Genomic DNA, 15,900 nt, shown 5'->3' on the forward strand with positions numbered 1-15,900 from the left:
CTACGTCGAATCAGCATGAAGCATCTCCTGCCCAGCACTGCCCTCGCCCTGATGATCGGCCTTGGCAGCTTGCCGCTGGCCGGCGCCGCTTCGGCCGCCAACAGTTGGGACAAGTTGCAACCAGACCGCGATGAAGTGGTCGCCAGCCTGAACGTGGTCGAGTTGCTCAAGCGCCACCACTACAGCAAGCCGCCACTCAATGATGCGCGCTCGGTCATCATCTACGACAGTTACATCAAACTGCTCGATCCCTCGCGCAGTTACTTCATGGCCAGCGATATTGCCGAGTTCGACAAGTGGAAGACGCAGTTCGACGACTTCCTCAAGAGCGGCAACCTGGACCCGGGCTTCACCATCTACAAACGTTATCTGGATCGCGTGAAATCGCGCCTGGACTTCGCCCTGGCCGAGCTGAACAAGGGCGTCGACAAGATCGACTTCACCACCCAGGAAACCCTGCTGGTCGACCGCAAGGACGCTCCGTGGCTGCAGAACCAGGCCGAGCTCGACGACCTGTGGCGCAAACGCGTCAAGGACGAGGTGCTGCGCCTGAAGATCGCCGGCAAGGAACCCAAGGCCATCCAGGAACTGCTGACCAAGCGCTACAAGAACCAGCTCGCGCGCCTGGACCAGACCCGCGCCGAAGATATCTTCCAGGCCTACATCAACACCTTCGCCCAGTCGTACGACCCGCACACCAACTACCTGTCGCCCGACAACGCCGAGAACTTCGACATCAACATGAGCCTGTCGCTCGAAGGTATCGGCGCGGTGCTGCAAAGCGACAACGACCAGGTCAAGATCGTGCGCCTGGTGCCGGCTGGCCCTGCCGCCAAGACCAAGCAGGTGGCCCCGGCCGACAAGATCATCGGCGTTGCCCAGGGCGACAAGGAAATGGTCGACGTGATCGGCTGGCGCCTGGACGAAGTGGTCAAGCTGATCCGCGGCCCGAAGGGCTCCGTGGTGCGCCTGGAGGTCATCCCGGCCAGCAACGCGCCTAACGACCAGACCAGCAAGATCGTCTCGATCACCCGCGAAGCGGTCAAGCTCGAAGAACAGGCCGCCAAGAAGTCGGTGCTCAAGCTCAAGCAGGACGGACGCGACTACAAGCTGGGCATCATCGAGATCCCGGCCTTCTACCTCGACTTCAAGGCGTTCCGCGCCGGGGATCCGGAGTACAAGTCCACCACCCGTGACGTGAAGAAACTGCTCACCGAACTGCAGAAGGAAAAGGTCGACGGCGTGGTCATCGACCTGCGCAACAACGGCGGCGGCTCCCTGCAGGAAGCCACCGAGCTGACCAGCCTGTTCATCGACAAGGGCCCCACCGTGCTGGTACGCAACGCCGACGGCCGTGTCGACGTGCTCGAAGACGAAAACACCGGTGCCTTCTACAAGGGCCCGCTGGCGCTGCTGGTCAATCGCCTGTCGGCCTCGGCCTCGGAGATTTTCGCCGGCGCCATGCAGGACTACCACCGTGCCCTGATCATCGGTGGCCAGACCTTCGGCAAAGGCACCGTGCAGACCATCCAGCCGCTCAACCACGGCGAGCTCAAGCTGACCCTGGCCAAGTTCTACCGGGTTTCCGGGCAGAGCACCCAGCACCAGGGCGTGTTGCCGGACATCGACTACCCGTCGATCATCGACACCAAGGAGATCGGCGAGAGCGCCCTGCCCGAAGCCATGCCGTGGGACACCATCCGCCCGGCCATCAAGCCGGCCGTCGACCCGTTCAAGCCGTTCCTTGCGCAACTCAAGGCGCGCCACGAAAACCGCAGCGCCAAGGACCCGGAGTTCGTCTACATTCGCGATCGCCTGGCCCTGACCCAGCAGTTGATGAACGAGAAGACCGTCAGCCTCAACGAGGTGGAACGCCGCGCTCGCCATGCCGACATCGAAGGCAAGCAGCTGGCGCTGGAAAACATCCGGCGCAAGGCCAAGGGCGAAGAGCCGCTCAAGGAACTGAAGAAGGAAGACGAAGACGCCCTGCCGGTCGAGCCGGATGACACCAAGCCGGAAGATGACGCGTACCTCGCCGAAACCGGGCGCATCCTGCTGGACTACCTGGGGCTGAATTCCTCGGTGGCCAAGCACTGAAACGATAATGGCAAAATAATGTGACGGTGCCCTTTTCGGGTCATCAAACAGTCATCATTCTGTCGTGAAATAAGGGACTGGGCGCCGATGGCCCCAGTCCCTTTTTTTCAAGGTAGCCCTGCCATGACCGTGACCGAACAGCTCAGCGCGTTGAGCTCCATCCTGGCTCAAAGCGGCTTGCACAGCCTGTTCCAACCCATCGTCTGCCTGTCCGAGCGACGCATCCTCGGTTATGAAGCCCTCAGCCGCGGCCCGTCCAACAGCCCGCTGCACTCCCCCATCAACCTGTTCGCCGTGGCCCGCCATGCCGGCCGCCTGACCGAACTGGAGGTGGCCTGCCGCGAAAGCGCGTGCCGGCGTTTCAGCCAGCAGCAACTGGAAGGCAAGCTGTTCCTCAACGTGTCGCCCGAGTCGTTGCTCGAGCCGCAATACCAGTCCGGGCGCACGCTCAAGCTGCTGCAGAGCCTGGGCATCCCACCCAGCCGGGTGGTCATCGAGTTGACCGAACAAACCCCCACCGACGACTTCCAGCTGCTGTTCAACGCCCTGCACCACTACCGCGACATGGGCTTTTCGATTGCCCTGGACGACCTGGGCGCCGGCTATTCCAGCCTGCGCCTGTGGTCGGAACTGCGCCCGGACTACGTCAAGATCGACCGGCATTTCATCGACGGCATTCACCAGGATGCGGTCAAGCGTGAGTTCGTCGGCTCGATCCTGCAGATCGCCAAGGCGTCGCGGGCCAAGGTGATTGCCGAGGGCATCGAGCTGGCCGAGGAGCTGGCGGTGCTCACCGAGATGGGGGTCGACCTGGTACAGGGCTACCTGCTGTGCCGGCCGCAGGAGCAACCGCCCCGCGACGCTACCGCCATGCTGCCGTCAGCGACGCACAGTGGCGCGGTGGTGCTGGGTGAGGACGGCCGCGATCTGAGTGCGCTGCTCAACGAGCAACCGGCCGTGAGCGGTGATACGGCGACCCTGGAGGTACTGGCGCTGTTTCGCCGCCAGGCCAACCTCAACTCGCTGGCTGTGCTCGACCATGCCCAGCGCCCCTGCGGCATCGTGCACCGCCATTCGCTGTCCGACGCGCTGCTCAAGCCGTTCGCCACCGACCTGTATGCGCGCAAGCCGATCAGCCGGCTGATGAACGAGGACTTTCTGGCGGTGGAGCTCAACCAGTCGCTGCAGAAGGTCAGCCGCCTGCTGACCAGCCGCGCGCGCCAGCGCATCGAGGAAGACTTCATCATTACCCAGAACGGTCGCTACTTGGGCCTGGGGCGGGTGATCGACGTGCTCAAGCTGATCACCGAACAGAAGCTGCAGCAGGCCCGCTATGCCAACCCGCTGACCCTGTTGCCGGGCAACGTGCCGATCCAGCAATGCCTGACCCGCTTGCTGCAGCAACAGCGCGAGGCGGCGATCTGTTATGTGGACATCGACAGCTTCAAGCCCTTCAACGACATCTATGGCTATGCCAAGGGCGACGAAGTGCTGTTGAGCCTGGCCCAGTGCCTGAGCGAACGGGTCGACCCCAGCCGGGACTTCGTCGGCCATATCGGTGGCGACGACTTCATGCTGGTACTGGGTTCGAAGGATTGGGAGCAGCGCCTGAACGTGCTGCTGGACGACTTTCAGAATGCCTGTCGGCGCTTCTACCGCACCGAGCACCTGGAGGCCGGGTGCTTCATCGCGCACAACCGCCTGGGCCAGCGCCAGGAATTCCCGTTGCTGTCACTCTCGATCGGTGTGGTGCAACTGCATGCGCATACCTGCGCGCAACTGGATGCCGGCCAACTGGCCGACCTCGCCTCCCAGGCCAAGCACCATGCCAAGGATGTGCCCGGGCACAGCCTGTACCTGATCGATACGGCGCTGGCGCCTCAGGCCTGTTCGGGATAGCTGTACTCGAACACCCGTACCACTTCCGAGGCATGCCAGGATGCTGCGGCCATGCCGTCCGATGGCCCGGAAAACCGCCCCAGGCGCTCGACGCATTCGAAAAAGCCGGTACGTGGCAAACGGCTGGCCCCCTGGCTGATCACCAGCGAGCTGCGCAGTGGCTGCTCGGCGCGTGCATCGATCACCGCCAGGTACTCAAGCGCGGCGGTCAGGGTCTGCATCGCCGGGCTTGGCAGCTCCAGGCGTTCGAGCAAGGCGCGGTAGGTCAGCAGGTGGCGTTGCCGGCGTGCCACGTCCAGCTCGCCCAGCAGCCCCTCCCATTGCTGACGGCTGATCCGCACGCCGCTCACGACGGCTCGCTCCAGCCTGCCACGCCCAGCTCCCAGGCCAGGCTGCGGCGGATCGCGGCATCCGGCTCGCGCTCACCGCTTTCAATCAGCGCCAGGTACACCGGACTGATGCCCACCTTGCGCGCCAGCTGCTCGGCAGCCAGGCCCTTGGCCTCACGCAAGGCGGCCAGCTCGCCCAACGCGGGCAGGCTGGCCGGCGTGGGTGCAGCGGCGCTGGCGTTGACGCCTGCCGGCTGCGCCGTGGCGGCCGGTTGGCCTGCCGCCTTCAACAACGCTTGATAGTGCTCCCAGGGCACGACCGCGTACTCGGGTTGACCGTCTCGGCTGATAACCTGAATACCCATTACAACCCCCTTGTAAGAACCTGCGCATGTAATCGCTCGGTATAGCGCTTATGCCAAATATAGTACCAGCCGGCGCAGTATTGCAGGGTGTAACCGGATTTAGCGCTTTCCCTGCTCCAGGCGCAACGCTTCGGGGGTGTCGGGCAGGCGCTCGACCACGCGCAGTTTCTCGGGAGACTGACGATTGCGCCAGGCGCGAAAAGCCGCCAGCTCGCTGTCGAACGTCTTCAGCACCCAGGCCAGTACGGCGAGATCGTCGAGCAGGCCGATGCCGGGCAGCCAGTCCGGGATCGCGTCCAGCGGGCTGACAAAGTACAGCAGGCCGGCGACGATGGTCAGTAGCGCCCTTGAGCTGATGGCACGGTACTCGCCACGCCACCACGCCACGCACAGCGCCTGCAGCAGGCGTACGTCATCCTTGAGCTTGCCCAGGCTCGGGCCCTTGCGCGCCACGGCGAAGATCAGCGCTGGCAGGCGCCCCCGGCTCAACAGGCGCTCGGCCAGCGGCAGGAAACGGACAAAATTCCAGGGTGCTTTCATACCACCTCCAACGGCAGGGCCGGGAAGGTTATCCACAGTATTTGTGGATAACCTTGTGAACAGAGGCCATTTTCAGGCTCGGCGTGCCCGCCAGGCAAGGGCCTGGGTCAAATCGGGCGTTTTTTACACACCTGTTTCATTACGCGGTCACTTTGCGAAAGCCGTCACAGTTGCGCACGCCACCAAGGTGTGACGTCAGATCGCTCCCACGGTTCAGCCCGATCCATAAACGACAACGCCCCGTCGAGACGGGGCGTTGTGCACACAGCGGGACGCTTACTTCTCAGCAGCGTCTTCTGCTGCCTTGGCCGGGTCCTTGATGGCGATCAGTTCCAGATCGAACACCAGTACCGAGTTGGCCGGGATCATCGGGCTAGGGCTCTGTGCGCCATAGGCCAGGTCAGCCGGGATGAACAGCTTGACCTTCTCGCCCACGTGCATCAGTTGCAGGCCTTCGACCCAACCCGGAATCACGCCGCTGACCGGCAGGTCGATCGGGCTGCCGCGCTCGACGGAGCTGTCGAACACCTTGCCGTCGATCAGCTTGCCTTCGTAGTGAACAGTGACCACGTCGGTAGGCTTGGGCTGGGCGCCTTCGGCCTTCTTCACGATCTGGTACTGCAGGCCCGACGCGGTGGTGACCACGCCGTCCTTCTTGCCGTTTTCTTCAAGGAACTTCTTGCCGGCGGCGGCCGACTCTTCGCTCATCTTGACCAGGCGTTCTTCAGCACGCTTCTGCAGCGCGGCGAAGGCTTCGACCAGGTCTTCGTCCTTGATCTTCTGTTCCTTCTTGCCGACAGCGTCCTCGATGCCCTGGGCCACGGCCTTGGAGTCGAGATCGTCCATGCCTTCCTGTGCCAGGCTCTTGCCCATGTTCAGGCCGATACCGTAGGAAGCTTTCTGTGCCGGGGTCTTCAGCTCGACGCTGGTCTGCGAATCGCAACCCGCCAGTACCAGGCTAACCAGGGCAACCGCAGCCGCCAACCGATGCTGTTTCATGCTATTTCCTTGTTCATGCGCCAAAAGGGCAATCGAGTAAAGCCGCGAGCTTATCAGGCGGCCACGACCAATGGCTACCGGCATGAGAGCGACAAAAGGTCGAGAAGTTCAGCCAGGTGAAGGCTTCTTCATGCAGCCGATAAGCCAGTGGCCAGTATTGCAGCCAACGCCCCGGATCTGGATGAAATCTACGGGTAGTGTCCTTCGCGGTACTGTCCCGCCACTTCGCGCAGCACCTGGCACAACCACTGGGCCGGCAGGGCCTGTGGCAGCGCGGCATTGCTGCAGATACCCACCGAGCCACCGGGTTCGCGCACGCCCAGGTCGAGCTCGCACAGCTCGCCCCGCTGCAGGTCGACCCGCACCGCATCACGCGGGGCCACCCACACCGCATCGCTGCCCAGCACATAGCGCCGGCTCAGTGCCGGGGAAAGCGTTTCCAGACGTTGCTGCGGTTGTTCGATGGCGCATTGCACGAACAGGCTGTCGGCATGCTTGCGAATGGTGGTGCCGGCCAGGGGCAGTACCAGCGGGTACTGGCCCACCTGGTTGCGCTCGATCGGGCTGCGTGCCAGCAACGGGTGGCCGGGGCGCACCACCAGCGACATCGACTCGCTGTACAGGTGCTCGAACAGCAGGCCCTGGATCTGCGGGCTGTCGGTCATGCGCCCGATCACCAGGTCCAGCTCCCCCACATGCAGCTGCGCCAGCAGGTGCGCACTGGGGCCGGTGGCAACGCTGACCACCAGGGCCGGGTGGCGCTGGTGCAGGCGGCAGATCACTTCGGGAATGAGCAGGCTTTCGACGGTCGAGAGCACGCCGATCTTCACCTGCGGCGGCGCGTGTTCCTCGCCGCGCAGGGTACTCACCCCTTCGCGCAGGGCCTGTACGCACGGGCCGGCGTAGCGCATGAAGCGCACCCCGGCCGCAGTCAGCTCGACACCCTGCTTGCCGCGCTCGAACAATCGCGTCTGCAGCAGTTCTTCGAGCTCCTTGAGGGTCTTGGAAATCGCCGGCTGGCTGATGGCCACGGCGTCGGCGGCCTTGGCGAAACTGCCTTGACGGGCGATTTCGAGAAAGCACAGCAGGTGGCGGAACTTGATGCGGGTATCGAGGTTCATGGCCGGAGTTTATCGCAACCGCAGCCCCTTTGCGGCGCCGGCCTCGAACAACACACCGGCTATATGATATATATACGCTTCGTATACAGAGTGAGTATTGCCATGGGTATCGTCAAGATCGATGACGCACTGCATGAAGACCTGCGCATTGCCAGCGGCGCGGTGTCGCGCTCGATCAACGCGCAGGCCGAGTACTGGATTCGCATCGGCATGCTGGCCGAGCTCAACCCGCACATGACCTATCAGGAACTGTTGCGCCAGTTGCTGCGCCAGGAGCAGGCCAGCCTCAGGGAGCTGATTGCATGAGCGAGGTGATCCTGAAGAACCCGCAGCAACTGGCCTTGATGCGTACCGCCGGGCAATTGCTGACGCGGGTGTTCGAGCACCTGGACGGCTTTGTCGCGCCAGGGGTCAGCACCTTGCAGATCAACGACCGTGCCGAGGCGTACATCGTCGATGTGCTCAAGGCGCGTCCGGCCAGCAAGGGGCAGTACGGGTTCAAGTATTCGCTCAACACCTCCGTCGACCATGTGGTGTGCCACGGCGTGCCAAGTGCCGACGAGGTGCTGAAGGTGGGGTCGATCATCAATGTGGACATCACCCTGGAACAGGGTGGTTACATTGCCGACTCGTCGAAGATGTATGCGGTGGGCGCCATTGCCGACGAGGCGCGGCAATTGGTCGATACCACCTATGCAGCGTTGTGGGCGGGCATTCGTCAGGTGCGGCCCGGGGCCACGCTGGGTGATGTGGGGCATGCGATACAGCGGCTTGCCGAGGGCGCGGGTTACAACGTGGTGCGTGAGTACTGCGGGCACGGCATCGGCAGGCAGATGCACGAGGCGCCGCAGGTGCTGCACTACGGACACCGCAACAGCGGGCTGGTGCTCAAGCCAGGCATGGTGTTCACCATCGAGCCGATGATCAACCAGGGTGGGCGTGGGGTGCGTACGCTCAAGGACGGCTGGACGGTGATCACCCGGGACCGCAGCCTGTCGGCACAGTGGGAGCATACGGTGGCAGTGACGGCGCAGGGGGTCGAGGTGTTGACCTTGCGTGAGGAAGAGCGGGGCATGGTCGGGTGACTGGCTCACCATCGCACTGCTGATCGTGCTTTTGATGTTCCGGTTCTTCAGGGGGGCTTGTGGGGCGCTTGGATCACCGCCCGTGCCGGATAATCTCTCGGCCCCCTTCCCGGGGAGCGACGGTTGTAAGGTTAGCGAGCTTATCCAGCATGGACAGACACGCCGAAGGCCCCTTCCGCTCTTACAGCGGCTTACTTTTTTCTTGGAAAAAGTAAGCAAAACCGCTCCGTCCAGCATCCGGCCCTACGCTTCGCTACGGGTCCCCTCATTCCACCCACGCTCCGTGGGGCCGCGCCGTACGGGCATCCCTGCCCGTCGGCACTTTCCGGGCCATCCATGGCCCTACACCCCACTACACGCAGGCTCCATTAGGCCTCCTGAAGGACGGAAGATCAAAAGCAAAGCAACAGCAAGAGCAAGAAAACCAGCACCGGTAGACACCACTGCCGAAAAAATCTGGATCCAATTGCCCCACCCGCCCCGCCTCTCTACAATCCGCGCCATTACGGTCGACCCCGCCCATTCCCCGTCGACCCCGGAGCCTTCTATTCATGGAAGAGATTGAACAGCACTGGCTGTACGCCCTTTCTGCCCCCATGGCCGCCCTCAACGGCGCCAGCCTCACCTCCCCCCGCTACTTCGAAGCCGAAGGGGACCTGGACCTGAAAAAATGGTGGGGCATCAACAACCGCCGCGAGCTGCTCGACATGCTGCGCATGGCCGACACCGGCCACGCCGAAAAACTCAACGACGCCTACTGGCAATACCCTCGCCGCCAACCCAGCCAATGGCAGGCACTGCTTGACGAGCTGGGCCCGCGCGAGCGCGCCAACTATGAATTTGCCGCACGCACCTATGCCGATTGCGGCTTCGGCGGCACCCGCGCCTGGGACCTGGGCCGCATGGGCTACCTGCTGCGCGCCGGGGTGTTCGAGAACCTGATCACCGAGCCCGAAAGCCTCTGGCTGCACAGCCGCCTGGCCCTGCGCGCACGCCACTTCTACAACAGCTGGGACACCTACATCGCCGGCTACATGTTCGGCAAATCGCTATGGAACTGCTCCAGCCATGACGACGACGTCTACCCCTACCGTATCGACCGCCAGGGCGCCGAGCACTGGAACCGCTGCATCATCATGAACATGCTCAAGCGCGGCAAGGCACTGTTCGCCAGCCTGCCCTGGGACCTGCCGCTGGACTACCCGCCCCGGCCCGATTCGCTCGAGGAGGGCACCTGGTCATGAGTTGCTGGATAAAGCTGGGCATCGAGCCCACCAAGGACCAGGACGTCATCCGCGGCGCCTACCGCGCCCGCCTGCCGGAGTTTCACCCCGAAACCGACCCGCAGGGCTTCCAACTGCTGCGCCAGGCCTACGAGCATGCGCTCAAGCTCGCCACCCGCACGGATGACGATGACGAAGACGACGAGGACGCCGGCGAAGAACAGGCCTACGCAGAACGCCCGCCGCGCCCGCCCCGCGTGCACCCGGTCATCGCCACCTTCGCCCGCATGCTCGCCGACCCGGCCCGGCGCTACAACGTCGATGCCTGGCAGGACTACTTGCGTGAGCTCGACCAGTTGCCCCTCGAAGAACTCGAGGACGTCAGCTGGGAGCTGCTGTGGCGCCTGGAAGAAGCCGGCCAGCTGTCCAATGCCTGCGTGCAGGTACTGGCCAAGCGCCTGGCCTGGGACAAACAGTTGCTGCGCCTGGGCTTCGAAGAGGCGCAGGAAGTCGAGACGCTGCTGGCTCGCTTCGCCGCCCCCGACCCGTTCGACATGCGCCTGATGAACGACTGGTCTACGGCTGCGCAGTTGGAAACCCTGTGGTACCTGCGCAGCCTGGACCACCTCTACAACAACCGCCCGCTGTTCGAACTGGCCGCTTTCGCCCGGGAACACACCGTGGTCGCCCTGCCCCCGGACGCCGCACTGGTCGAACGCCTGCTGCTGCAGATCGGCCAGGCCGGGGTGGCCAGCCTGAGCCTGTACGCGCTGTGCGTCGAACGCCAGGCGCTACAACCCGACGATGTCGACGCGCTGTACCAGTTGGCCTGCCAGGCCAGCCTGCTGGGCAAGGAAGAAGAAGCGCTGTCGTGCTGGAGCCGCCTGTGGCTGGAATTCCGCCACCCGGTGGCCGCCCGCGAGCTGCTGGACCTGTGCACCTCGCACCAGCCGCAACGCCTGCCGCTGATGATCCAGGCCTTCGATCGCCTGGCGCCAGTGCGCACCTGGCCCGACGACCTGAGCGAAGACGAACAGACCCTGGGCAGCCCGGCGCAGCGCCCGGAAACCATGACACGCTGGTTCCAGGCCGCGCGCCTGGAACTGGACGGCATCGCGGGGCAGTTCGTCGACTGGCGGGCCACCGATGAGCGTGAGCTGGAACTGCTCGCCAGCCTGATCGACGAACACCCGGACCCGGCCCTGCAGCGTCTGTACCGTCACGCCTGGGCCCTGCACTGCGGTGACGCCGCGCTGCTGCAACAGGTGCTCGACGAACCTAAAAGCAGCCACCTGATCGATGAACTGATCCTCGACGGCTTGCGCTACCAGGCCCAACAGCAACTGGCCTGGCTGCAACAGGCGCCGATCCCGCTGGCGATCCAGGCGTTCCTGAACAGCAACTCGCCGCACCCACAACTGCCCGACGTGCTCAAGGACGGCGCCACCACCCTGTGCCGCGACTGGCTGCGCCGCCTGCGCGCCTACGACGGGCGCACCCTGGCCCGCCTGCACGAGACCTTCAGCCCGCGCGCCATGATGCCGGTACCGTTCGGCCTGGAGATGCAATGCGAGCTGGGCGCCGCAGGCGTGGTGCTGCCTCCCGCACCGGCCGGCGCCGAGTTGTGGCACTGGCACCGCCAGGCACTGTTCATGCTGGCCCTGGCCCAGGCGCCACAACGCTGGCTGGCGCTGGTGACGCCGAGCATGCTCGACACCCTGCAGTGCCCACCCGGCCATCCGTTGGCAAAGGTCCATACCCTGCTGCTGAACCTGCTGCAGGAACAAGGCAACCTCGATGGGCTGTTGGGCTGGCTGGACAGCCGCGACCCGCTGCAAAAAGCCATTGCCGACAGCCTGCCCGCGCCGGACCAGGCCCTGAGCAGTGCGCGCCTGCCCAGCACGCTGGCGTTGCTGGCCAGCTACCAGAAGGACGAAGAGGCCTTCGCCGACGACCTGCTGGGCATGATGCTGTTCTGGGCGGTGCTCTACCACGACCCGGCACTGGATGCCGAACAGCACCGCGTGCTGCTGCGCACCATGGCCGACATCTCCAGTGAAGAGCCGTGGTTCGAAGCCTTTCGCAGCGGCCTGATCAAGGGCGAGCCGAGCCGGCCGCCGCGCGAGAAACTCGATGCCTACGGCATGGACAGCGCGGTGTTCTACCAGGTCATGGATACGCTCAAGGGCCTGATCCGCTACGGCCGTGTCGGCGTACCGCGCCTCAAGGTGCTCAAGCAGCTGCAAAAGGCCAAGGATGACCCCAGCACCGGTATCGGCCTGCGCTTTGCGCTGACCGCGGTGTTGTCCTGGTGCGAGCGCCTGCTGCTGGCCCAGGCCGATCTTCAGCCAGTATCGCCCTGGGCCTTCTGGCGCTGGAACACGCGCCTGGGCCGTGGCGCATTCGTCGGCCAGCTGATGTTGTGGTTCTTCGTCACCCTGGTGCTTGCCATCACCTCCAGCGATGCGCCCGAGGCCATGGTCAAGATCGGCCTGGGCCTGGCCCTGCTGTTCGGCACCTGCCTGCGCCGGCTGCACGACATCGGCCACGGGATCGTGGTGATGGTGCTGCTGGCTGCGCTGTCGGTAGCGCTGCCGTTCCTGCCGCTGGTGCTGGTGGTGATGCCCGGCGACGTGCTGCCCAACCGCTGGGGCGTGTCGCCGGAGCATCATGACCCCGACGCTCTCAGCGGCGGGCTGCAGGCTGTGCTGCGGCGCCTGATCGGCTAGAGGTTGAGTGCGTCCAGCGCCTCGTTCAACTGCTGGCGCTGGCTGGCGATCAGGCTGGACTGCTGGGTGGCCAGCACCTGGCTGAAGTCGCTCAGCCAGGTGCCGATCTGCTCGCGCTCATCGCCCAGGCACTGCATCCAGGCGCGCTCCAGGCGCGCCGTCAGGGTTCGGTTGGGCAATGCATCGCGCGGGTGGATCTTCAGCCCGGCCAGGCGCTGATGGCTGTTCTGGCGCGCCTCTTCATCCAGCCCGGTGGGGCTGCGGTCGATGCTGTGGCTGTGGCGCTTGCCGGTGTCCACCAGGGTCACGTCGACTTCGAGCAGGCCGTTGATGTCGTAGCTGAAGCGGATGTCCAGTGACTGGATCTTGTCCATCGGGGTCAGCTCGACGACGAAGCTGTCGATGAAGATGTTGTCACGCACCCACGGCCGCTCGCCCTGGTAGACCTCGACGTTGATGGTCTTCTGCTGCTCGTGGGAGGTGTAGAAGCGCTGCACCCGCGAGGTCGGTATCACCGTGTTGCGCTCGATGATCGGCGAGAATACCCCGCTGATGTTGGCGCCGCGGGTGGTCTCGATGCCCAGGGTGTAGGGGCATACGTCGGTCAGGATCAGCTCTTCGATGGCCGAGTCGCGGGCCTTGCAGGCCGCCTGGCTGGCAGCGCCCAGGGCGACGATGGTGTCGGGGTCGAGGTGGCGGTACGGCAGGCGGCCGAACAGCTTGGCCACCATCTGCTGCACCACCGGCATGCGCGTGGCACCGCCCACCAGCACCAGGCTGTCGAGGTCGCGCGGGCTCAGCCGCGCGTCGCGCAGGGCCTGCTCGATGGGCGCGCGCACCCGGCCCAGCAGCGGCTCCCAGATCGTCTGCGCGCCCAGCTCGTCCAGGGTCCACTCGCGGGGCTCGCCGGCACCCTTCCAGTAGACCGTCTGCGGGCCTTCGCCCAGCTTGCACTTGAGCAGTTCGATGCTGTCGTACAGGCTCGCCAGCGCCTGCGGTTCGACGCTGGACAGGGTCATGCCCCAGTCCTTCAGGCAGGCCTGCAGCAGCGCTTCGGTGAAGTCTTCGCCGCCAAGAAAGTTGTCGCCGGTGGAAGCATGCACCTCGATCAGCGGCAGGGCGTATTCGAGCACAGTGACGTCGAAAGTACCGCCCCCCAGGTCGAAGATGAGTGTGCGCTCGAATTTCTGCTCGTGCAGGCCGTAGGCCATGGCCGCGGCGGTCGGTTCGTTGATCAGGCGCTGCACCTTGAGACCCGCCAGCTCGGCGGCGAACACGGTGCGCTTGCGCTGTTCATCGCTGAAATAGGCCGGCACCGAAATCACCGCCTCGTGCACCGCGCAGCCCAGAAAGGCCTCGGCGTCGTGCTTCAGCGAGCCCAGCACCAGGGCCGAGAGCTCTTCGGGGCTGAATGCCTGCCCGCCCAGCTCCATTCGCTTTTCGCTGCCCATGAAACGCTTGAATGCCGCGACGCTGCGATCGGGGTGGGTGGTCAATCGCGAACGGGCGGCGCGCCCCACCAGGATGCTGCCGTCGTCATCGATACTGACCACCGAGGGGGTAAGCACCTCGCCAAGGGCATTCGGGATCAGTTGGGCACGGCCTTGCTGCCATACGGCGATCAGGCTGTTGGTGGTGCCCAGGTCAATGCCCAGCAAGGGCGCGGCGGCGGGGGTTGCATCCTGCATATGAGGTCTCTGGCAGTGGTCGTCATCGGCCAGCGGCCGGAGCTCGCCCGGCCTGCTGAAAGGCGCCCTACTTTAACTGAACCCCCCACCTCGACAAACAACGAATGCACACACGGCGAAAAAGGCCTGACCTGTAAAAAAACATATCTATGATAGTCATTCTCATTTGAGATAAGCTTGCGCATTACGTCGCACGAGCACAATGGATGTCCACCCCAACCTCCGCCGTCAACCCGCTGGTCAGCGCCTTCCAGGAGCATTACGCCGACCTTCTGGCGTTTCTTGCACGGCGCATGGGCAATGTGGAAAAGGCCGCGGACGTGGCCCAGGACACCTACCTGCGACTGGCCAGCCTGTCCGATACGGCGCAGATTCTCGAACCGCGTGCCTTTGTCTTTCGCGTTGCCAGCAACCTTGCCATCGACCGCCTGCGCCAGGAACAGCGACGCTCGGCGCTGCATGACGACGTCAGTGACAACCTGGACGTCTGCGACCCCCTCGCCTCCCCCGAGAAGCAGTTCCTGGCTGCCGAAGCAATCGAACAACTGGACCGCAGCCTGGCCCAGTTGCCCAGCAAGGCGCGCCTGGCACTGCTGCTCAATCGCCTCGAAGGCTTGACCCATGCACAGATCGCCGTGCGCCTGGACGTGTCCGAAAGCACGGTGGGCAAGTACATTGTGCAAGCCATGCGGCACTGCCGCGATTGGCTACGTCAGTCGGAATCTATTTAGAATGCCCGGTACGCCCCCTCTGAAGGTTTCAGCAGCCCCTCATCATGACTAGACCCAACCCTTCCCAACCATCCCCTGTCGAGCTGGAGGATCAGGCCATCGAGCAGTGGGTGATGCTGATGTCGGGGAATGCCAGCGAGTCGGATCATGCCGCGTTTCGCCAGTGGCGCCAGCGCAGCCCGGCGCACGAAGCGGCGGCGCGGCTGGCCGAGCAGATGTGGCACGGGGTAGCACAGACGGCCACCGCGCAATCCTTCGTGCCGCCAGCGCCCCAACGCCGTGCAAAACCCTTGCGATGGGCTGCGCTGGCCGCCGGGCTGGCGGTGCTGGCCGTGACCCAGTTGGGGCAGCCAATGAAGGTGTACATGGCCGACCAGTCGACCGCCGTCGGCGAACGCAGGCACCTGGTGCTGGAGGACGGCAGCGAGGTCTGGCTCAACAGCGCCAGCGCACTGTCGGTGCGCTATTCGTCCACGCGTCGCGATATCGACCTGATCAAGGGCGAGGCGCTTTTCCAGGTCAGCAAGAACCCGGCGCGTCCATTCGTGGTGCATGCCGCCGCAGGCACGGCCCAGGCACTGGGCACCCGGTTCGACGTGAACCTGCTCGAACAGCAGGTGCGGGTCGGCGTCAGCGAGGGTGTGGTGCAGGTAACGTCCGGTGGCCAGAGCGCGCGCCTGGAACCGGCCCAGCAACTGGACTATGCCCAGGGCCTGCCACCGTCCTCCACGCGCCCGCTGGACCTGACCAGTGATTCGGCATGGCAGCGCGGCAAGCTGATCTTCAATCGACGCCCACTCGACGAGGTGGTCAGCGAAATCGGGCGCTATGTACCCGGCGCACTGGTGGTGACCGGGCAATTGCCGAGCACGGCGGTGAGCGGGGTGTTCAACCTGGACGACGGTGCCCAGATGTTCAGTACCCTGGCGCGCACCCAACCGCTGCGGGTCGTGCAACTGCCGTGGCTGACCCTGGTGATGAACCGCGAGAGCGTCGAAGAAAAATAAATCCGGATTTTGTTGGCAAGGTTGACGGCAATGAATCGTCGTTGGTTTGAACGCGAATACTTCTCATAAATATCGCTTCTTACCAAC

The 15,900-nt window shown here is 64.4% G+C and carries 14 protein-coding genes; 8 read left to right on the forward strand and 6 right to left on the reverse strand.

The window, feature by feature from the left end:
* Positions 1-15 precede the first annotated feature (15 nt).
* Together N0B28_RS19485 and N0B28_RS19490 are read left to right on the forward strand one after the other, a co-directional pair.
* The gene (locus N0B28_RS19485; RefSeq protein ID WP_167400229.1) at positions 16-2,097 is read left to right on the forward strand and encodes a carboxy terminal-processing peptidase; all 2,082 of its coding nucleotides are present in this window, start codon (positions 16-18) and stop codon (positions 2,095-2,097) included.
* Positions 2,098-2,220: 123 nt separating this feature from the next.
* Complete coding sequence (locus N0B28_RS19490; RefSeq protein WP_054914669.1) at positions 2,221-3,996, forward strand: GGDEF domain-containing protein; 1,776 nt, start codon at positions 2,221-2,223, stop codon at positions 3,994-3,996.
* Here the strand turns inward: N0B28_RS19490 and N0B28_RS19495 are convergent.
* From N0B28_RS19495 to pcaQ, 5 genes are all read right to left on the reverse strand, one after another.
* The gene (locus tag N0B28_RS19495; RefSeq protein ID WP_043859975.1) at positions 3,978-4,346 is read right to left on the reverse strand and encodes a hypothetical protein; all 369 of its coding nucleotides are present in this window, start codon (positions 4,344-4,346) and stop codon (positions 3,978-3,980) included. The genes N0B28_RS19490 and N0B28_RS19495 overlap by 19 nt on opposite strands.
* Entirely contained in the window at positions 4,343-4,690 is a 348-nt protein-coding gene (locus N0B28_RS19500; RefSeq protein WP_058541022.1) for a helix-turn-helix transcriptional regulator, read from the reverse strand. The genes N0B28_RS19495 and N0B28_RS19500 overlap by 4 nt, the downstream gene beginning before the upstream one ends.
* A gap of 99 nt (positions 4,691-4,789) precedes the next feature.
* A complete protein-coding gene (locus N0B28_RS19505) occupies positions 4,790-5,230 on the reverse strand; it encodes a YkvA family protein (protein WP_275728190.1) in 441 nt (146 codons plus the stop codon).
* A 276-nt stretch (positions 5,231-5,506) separates the two neighbouring features.
* Complete coding sequence (locus N0B28_RS19510) at positions 5,507-6,229, reverse strand: FKBP-type peptidyl-prolyl cis-trans isomerase (protein WP_054914671.1); 723 nt, start codon at positions 6,227-6,229, stop codon at positions 5,507-5,509.
* 188 nt (positions 6,230-6,417) lie between these two features.
* Complete coding sequence (gene pcaQ / locus N0B28_RS19515; protein WP_043859971.1) at positions 6,418-7,350, reverse strand: pca operon transcription factor PcaQ; 933 nt, start codon at positions 7,348-7,350, stop codon at positions 6,418-6,420.
* Between the two features lie 102 nt (positions 7,351-7,452).
* Here pcaQ and N0B28_RS19520 point away from each other — a divergent pair, with 102 nt between their 5' ends.
* The 4 genes from N0B28_RS19520 to N0B28_RS19535 all read left to right on the forward strand — a co-directional run bounded on the left by N0B28_RS19520 (position 7,453) and on the right by N0B28_RS19535 (position 12,387).
* Positions 7,453-7,656, forward strand: a complete 204-nt coding sequence (locus N0B28_RS19520; protein WP_043859970.1) for a ParD-like family protein — start codon at positions 7,453-7,455, stop codon at positions 7,654-7,656.
* On the forward strand, positions 7,653-8,435 hold the full coding sequence (gene map / locus N0B28_RS19525; protein WP_123752767.1) for a type I methionyl aminopeptidase: 783 nt from the start codon (positions 7,653-7,655) through the stop codon (positions 8,433-8,435). Before N0B28_RS19520 ends, map begins: the two co-directional genes overlap by 4 nt.
* 551 nt (positions 8,436-8,986) lie before the next feature.
* The gene (locus N0B28_RS19530) at positions 8,987-9,679 is read left to right on the forward strand and encodes a DUF1266 domain-containing protein (protein ID WP_043860023.1); all 693 of its coding nucleotides are present in this window, start codon (positions 8,987-8,989) and stop codon (positions 9,677-9,679) included.
* Entirely contained in the window at positions 9,676-12,387 is a 2,712-nt protein-coding gene (locus N0B28_RS19535) for a molecular chaperone DnaJ (protein ID WP_275728196.1), read from the forward strand. The genes N0B28_RS19530 and N0B28_RS19535 overlap by 4 nt, the downstream gene beginning before the upstream one ends.
* Here the strand turns inward: N0B28_RS19535 and N0B28_RS19540 are convergent.
* Positions 12,384-14,075: a molecular chaperone HscC gene (locus tag N0B28_RS19540; RefSeq protein WP_229590010.1), complete on the reverse strand. Its 1,692-nt coding sequence runs from the start codon at positions 14,073-14,075 to the stop codon at positions 12,384-12,386. The genes N0B28_RS19535 and N0B28_RS19540 overlap by 4 nt on opposite strands.
* 206 nt (positions 14,076-14,281) lie before the next feature.
* Between N0B28_RS19540 and N0B28_RS19545 the strand changes: the two genes are divergently transcribed.
* Positions 14,282-14,806, forward strand: a complete 525-nt coding sequence (locus N0B28_RS19545; RefSeq protein ID WP_043860021.1) for a sigma-70 family RNA polymerase sigma factor — start codon at positions 14,282-14,284, stop codon at positions 14,804-14,806.
* Between the two features lie 44 nt (positions 14,807-14,850).
* Positions 14,851-15,813 carry a FecR domain-containing protein gene (locus N0B28_RS19550; protein ID WP_043860020.1) on the forward strand — a complete coding sequence of 321 codons (963 nt, stop codon included), beginning with the start codon at positions 14,851-14,853 and terminating at the stop codon, positions 15,811-15,813.
* Positions 15,814-15,900 lie beyond the last annotated feature (87 nt).

Source organism: Pseudomonas sp. SD17-1, from assembly GCF_029201585.1.
Lineage (GTDB): Bacteria > Pseudomonadota > Gammaproteobacteria > Pseudomonadales > Pseudomonadaceae > Aquipseudomonas > Aquipseudomonas palmensis.

Bases quoted from the DNA above. Each gene is read 5' to 3' on its own strand.
- N0B28_RS19530 (WP_043860023.1), top strand. From the start codon at position 8,987: ATGGAAGAGATTGAACAGCACTGGCTGTACGCCCTTTCTGCCCCCATG.
- N0B28_RS19485 (WP_167400229.1), top strand. From the start codon at position 16: ATGAAGCATCTCCTGCCCAGCACTGCCCTCGCCCTGATGATCGGCCTT.
- pcaQ (WP_043859971.1), bottom strand. From the start codon at position 7,350: ATGAACCTCGATACCCGCATCAAGTTCCGCCACCTGCTGTGCTTTCTC.
- N0B28_RS19520 (WP_043859970.1), top strand. From the start codon at position 7,453: ATGGGTATCGTCAAGATCGATGACGCACTGCATGAAGACCTGCGCATT.
- N0B28_RS19490 (WP_054914669.1), top strand. From the start codon at position 2,221: ATGACCGTGACCGAACAGCTCAGCGCGTTGAGCTCCATCCTGGCTCAA.
- N0B28_RS19505 (WP_275728190.1), bottom strand. From the start codon at position 5,230: ATGAAAGCACCCTGGAATTTTGTCCGTTTCCTGCCGCTGGCCGAGCGC.
- N0B28_RS19550 (WP_043860020.1), top strand. From the start codon at position 14,851: ATGACTAGACCCAACCCTTCCCAACCATCCCCTGTCGAGCTGGAGGAT.
- N0B28_RS19540 (WP_229590010.1), bottom strand. From the start codon at position 14,075: ATGCAGGATGCAACCCCCGCCGCCGCGCCCTTGCTGGGCATTGACCTG.
- N0B28_RS19500 (WP_058541022.1), bottom strand. From the start codon at position 4,690: ATGGGTATTCAGGTTATCAGCCGAGACGGTCAACCCGAGTACGCGGTC.
- N0B28_RS19510 (WP_054914671.1), bottom strand. From the start codon at position 6,229: ATGAAACAGCATCGGTTGGCGGCTGCGGTTGCCCTGGTTAGCCTGGTA.
- N0B28_RS19545 (WP_043860021.1), top strand. From the start codon at position 14,282: ATGTCCACCCCAACCTCCGCCGTCAACCCGCTGGTCAGCGCCTTCCAG.
- N0B28_RS19535 (WP_275728196.1), top strand. From the start codon at position 9,676: ATGAGTTGCTGGATAAAGCTGGGCATCGAGCCCACCAAGGACCAGGAC.
- map (WP_123752767.1), top strand. From the start codon at position 7,653: ATGAGCGAGGTGATCCTGAAGAACCCGCAGCAACTGGCCTTGATGCGT.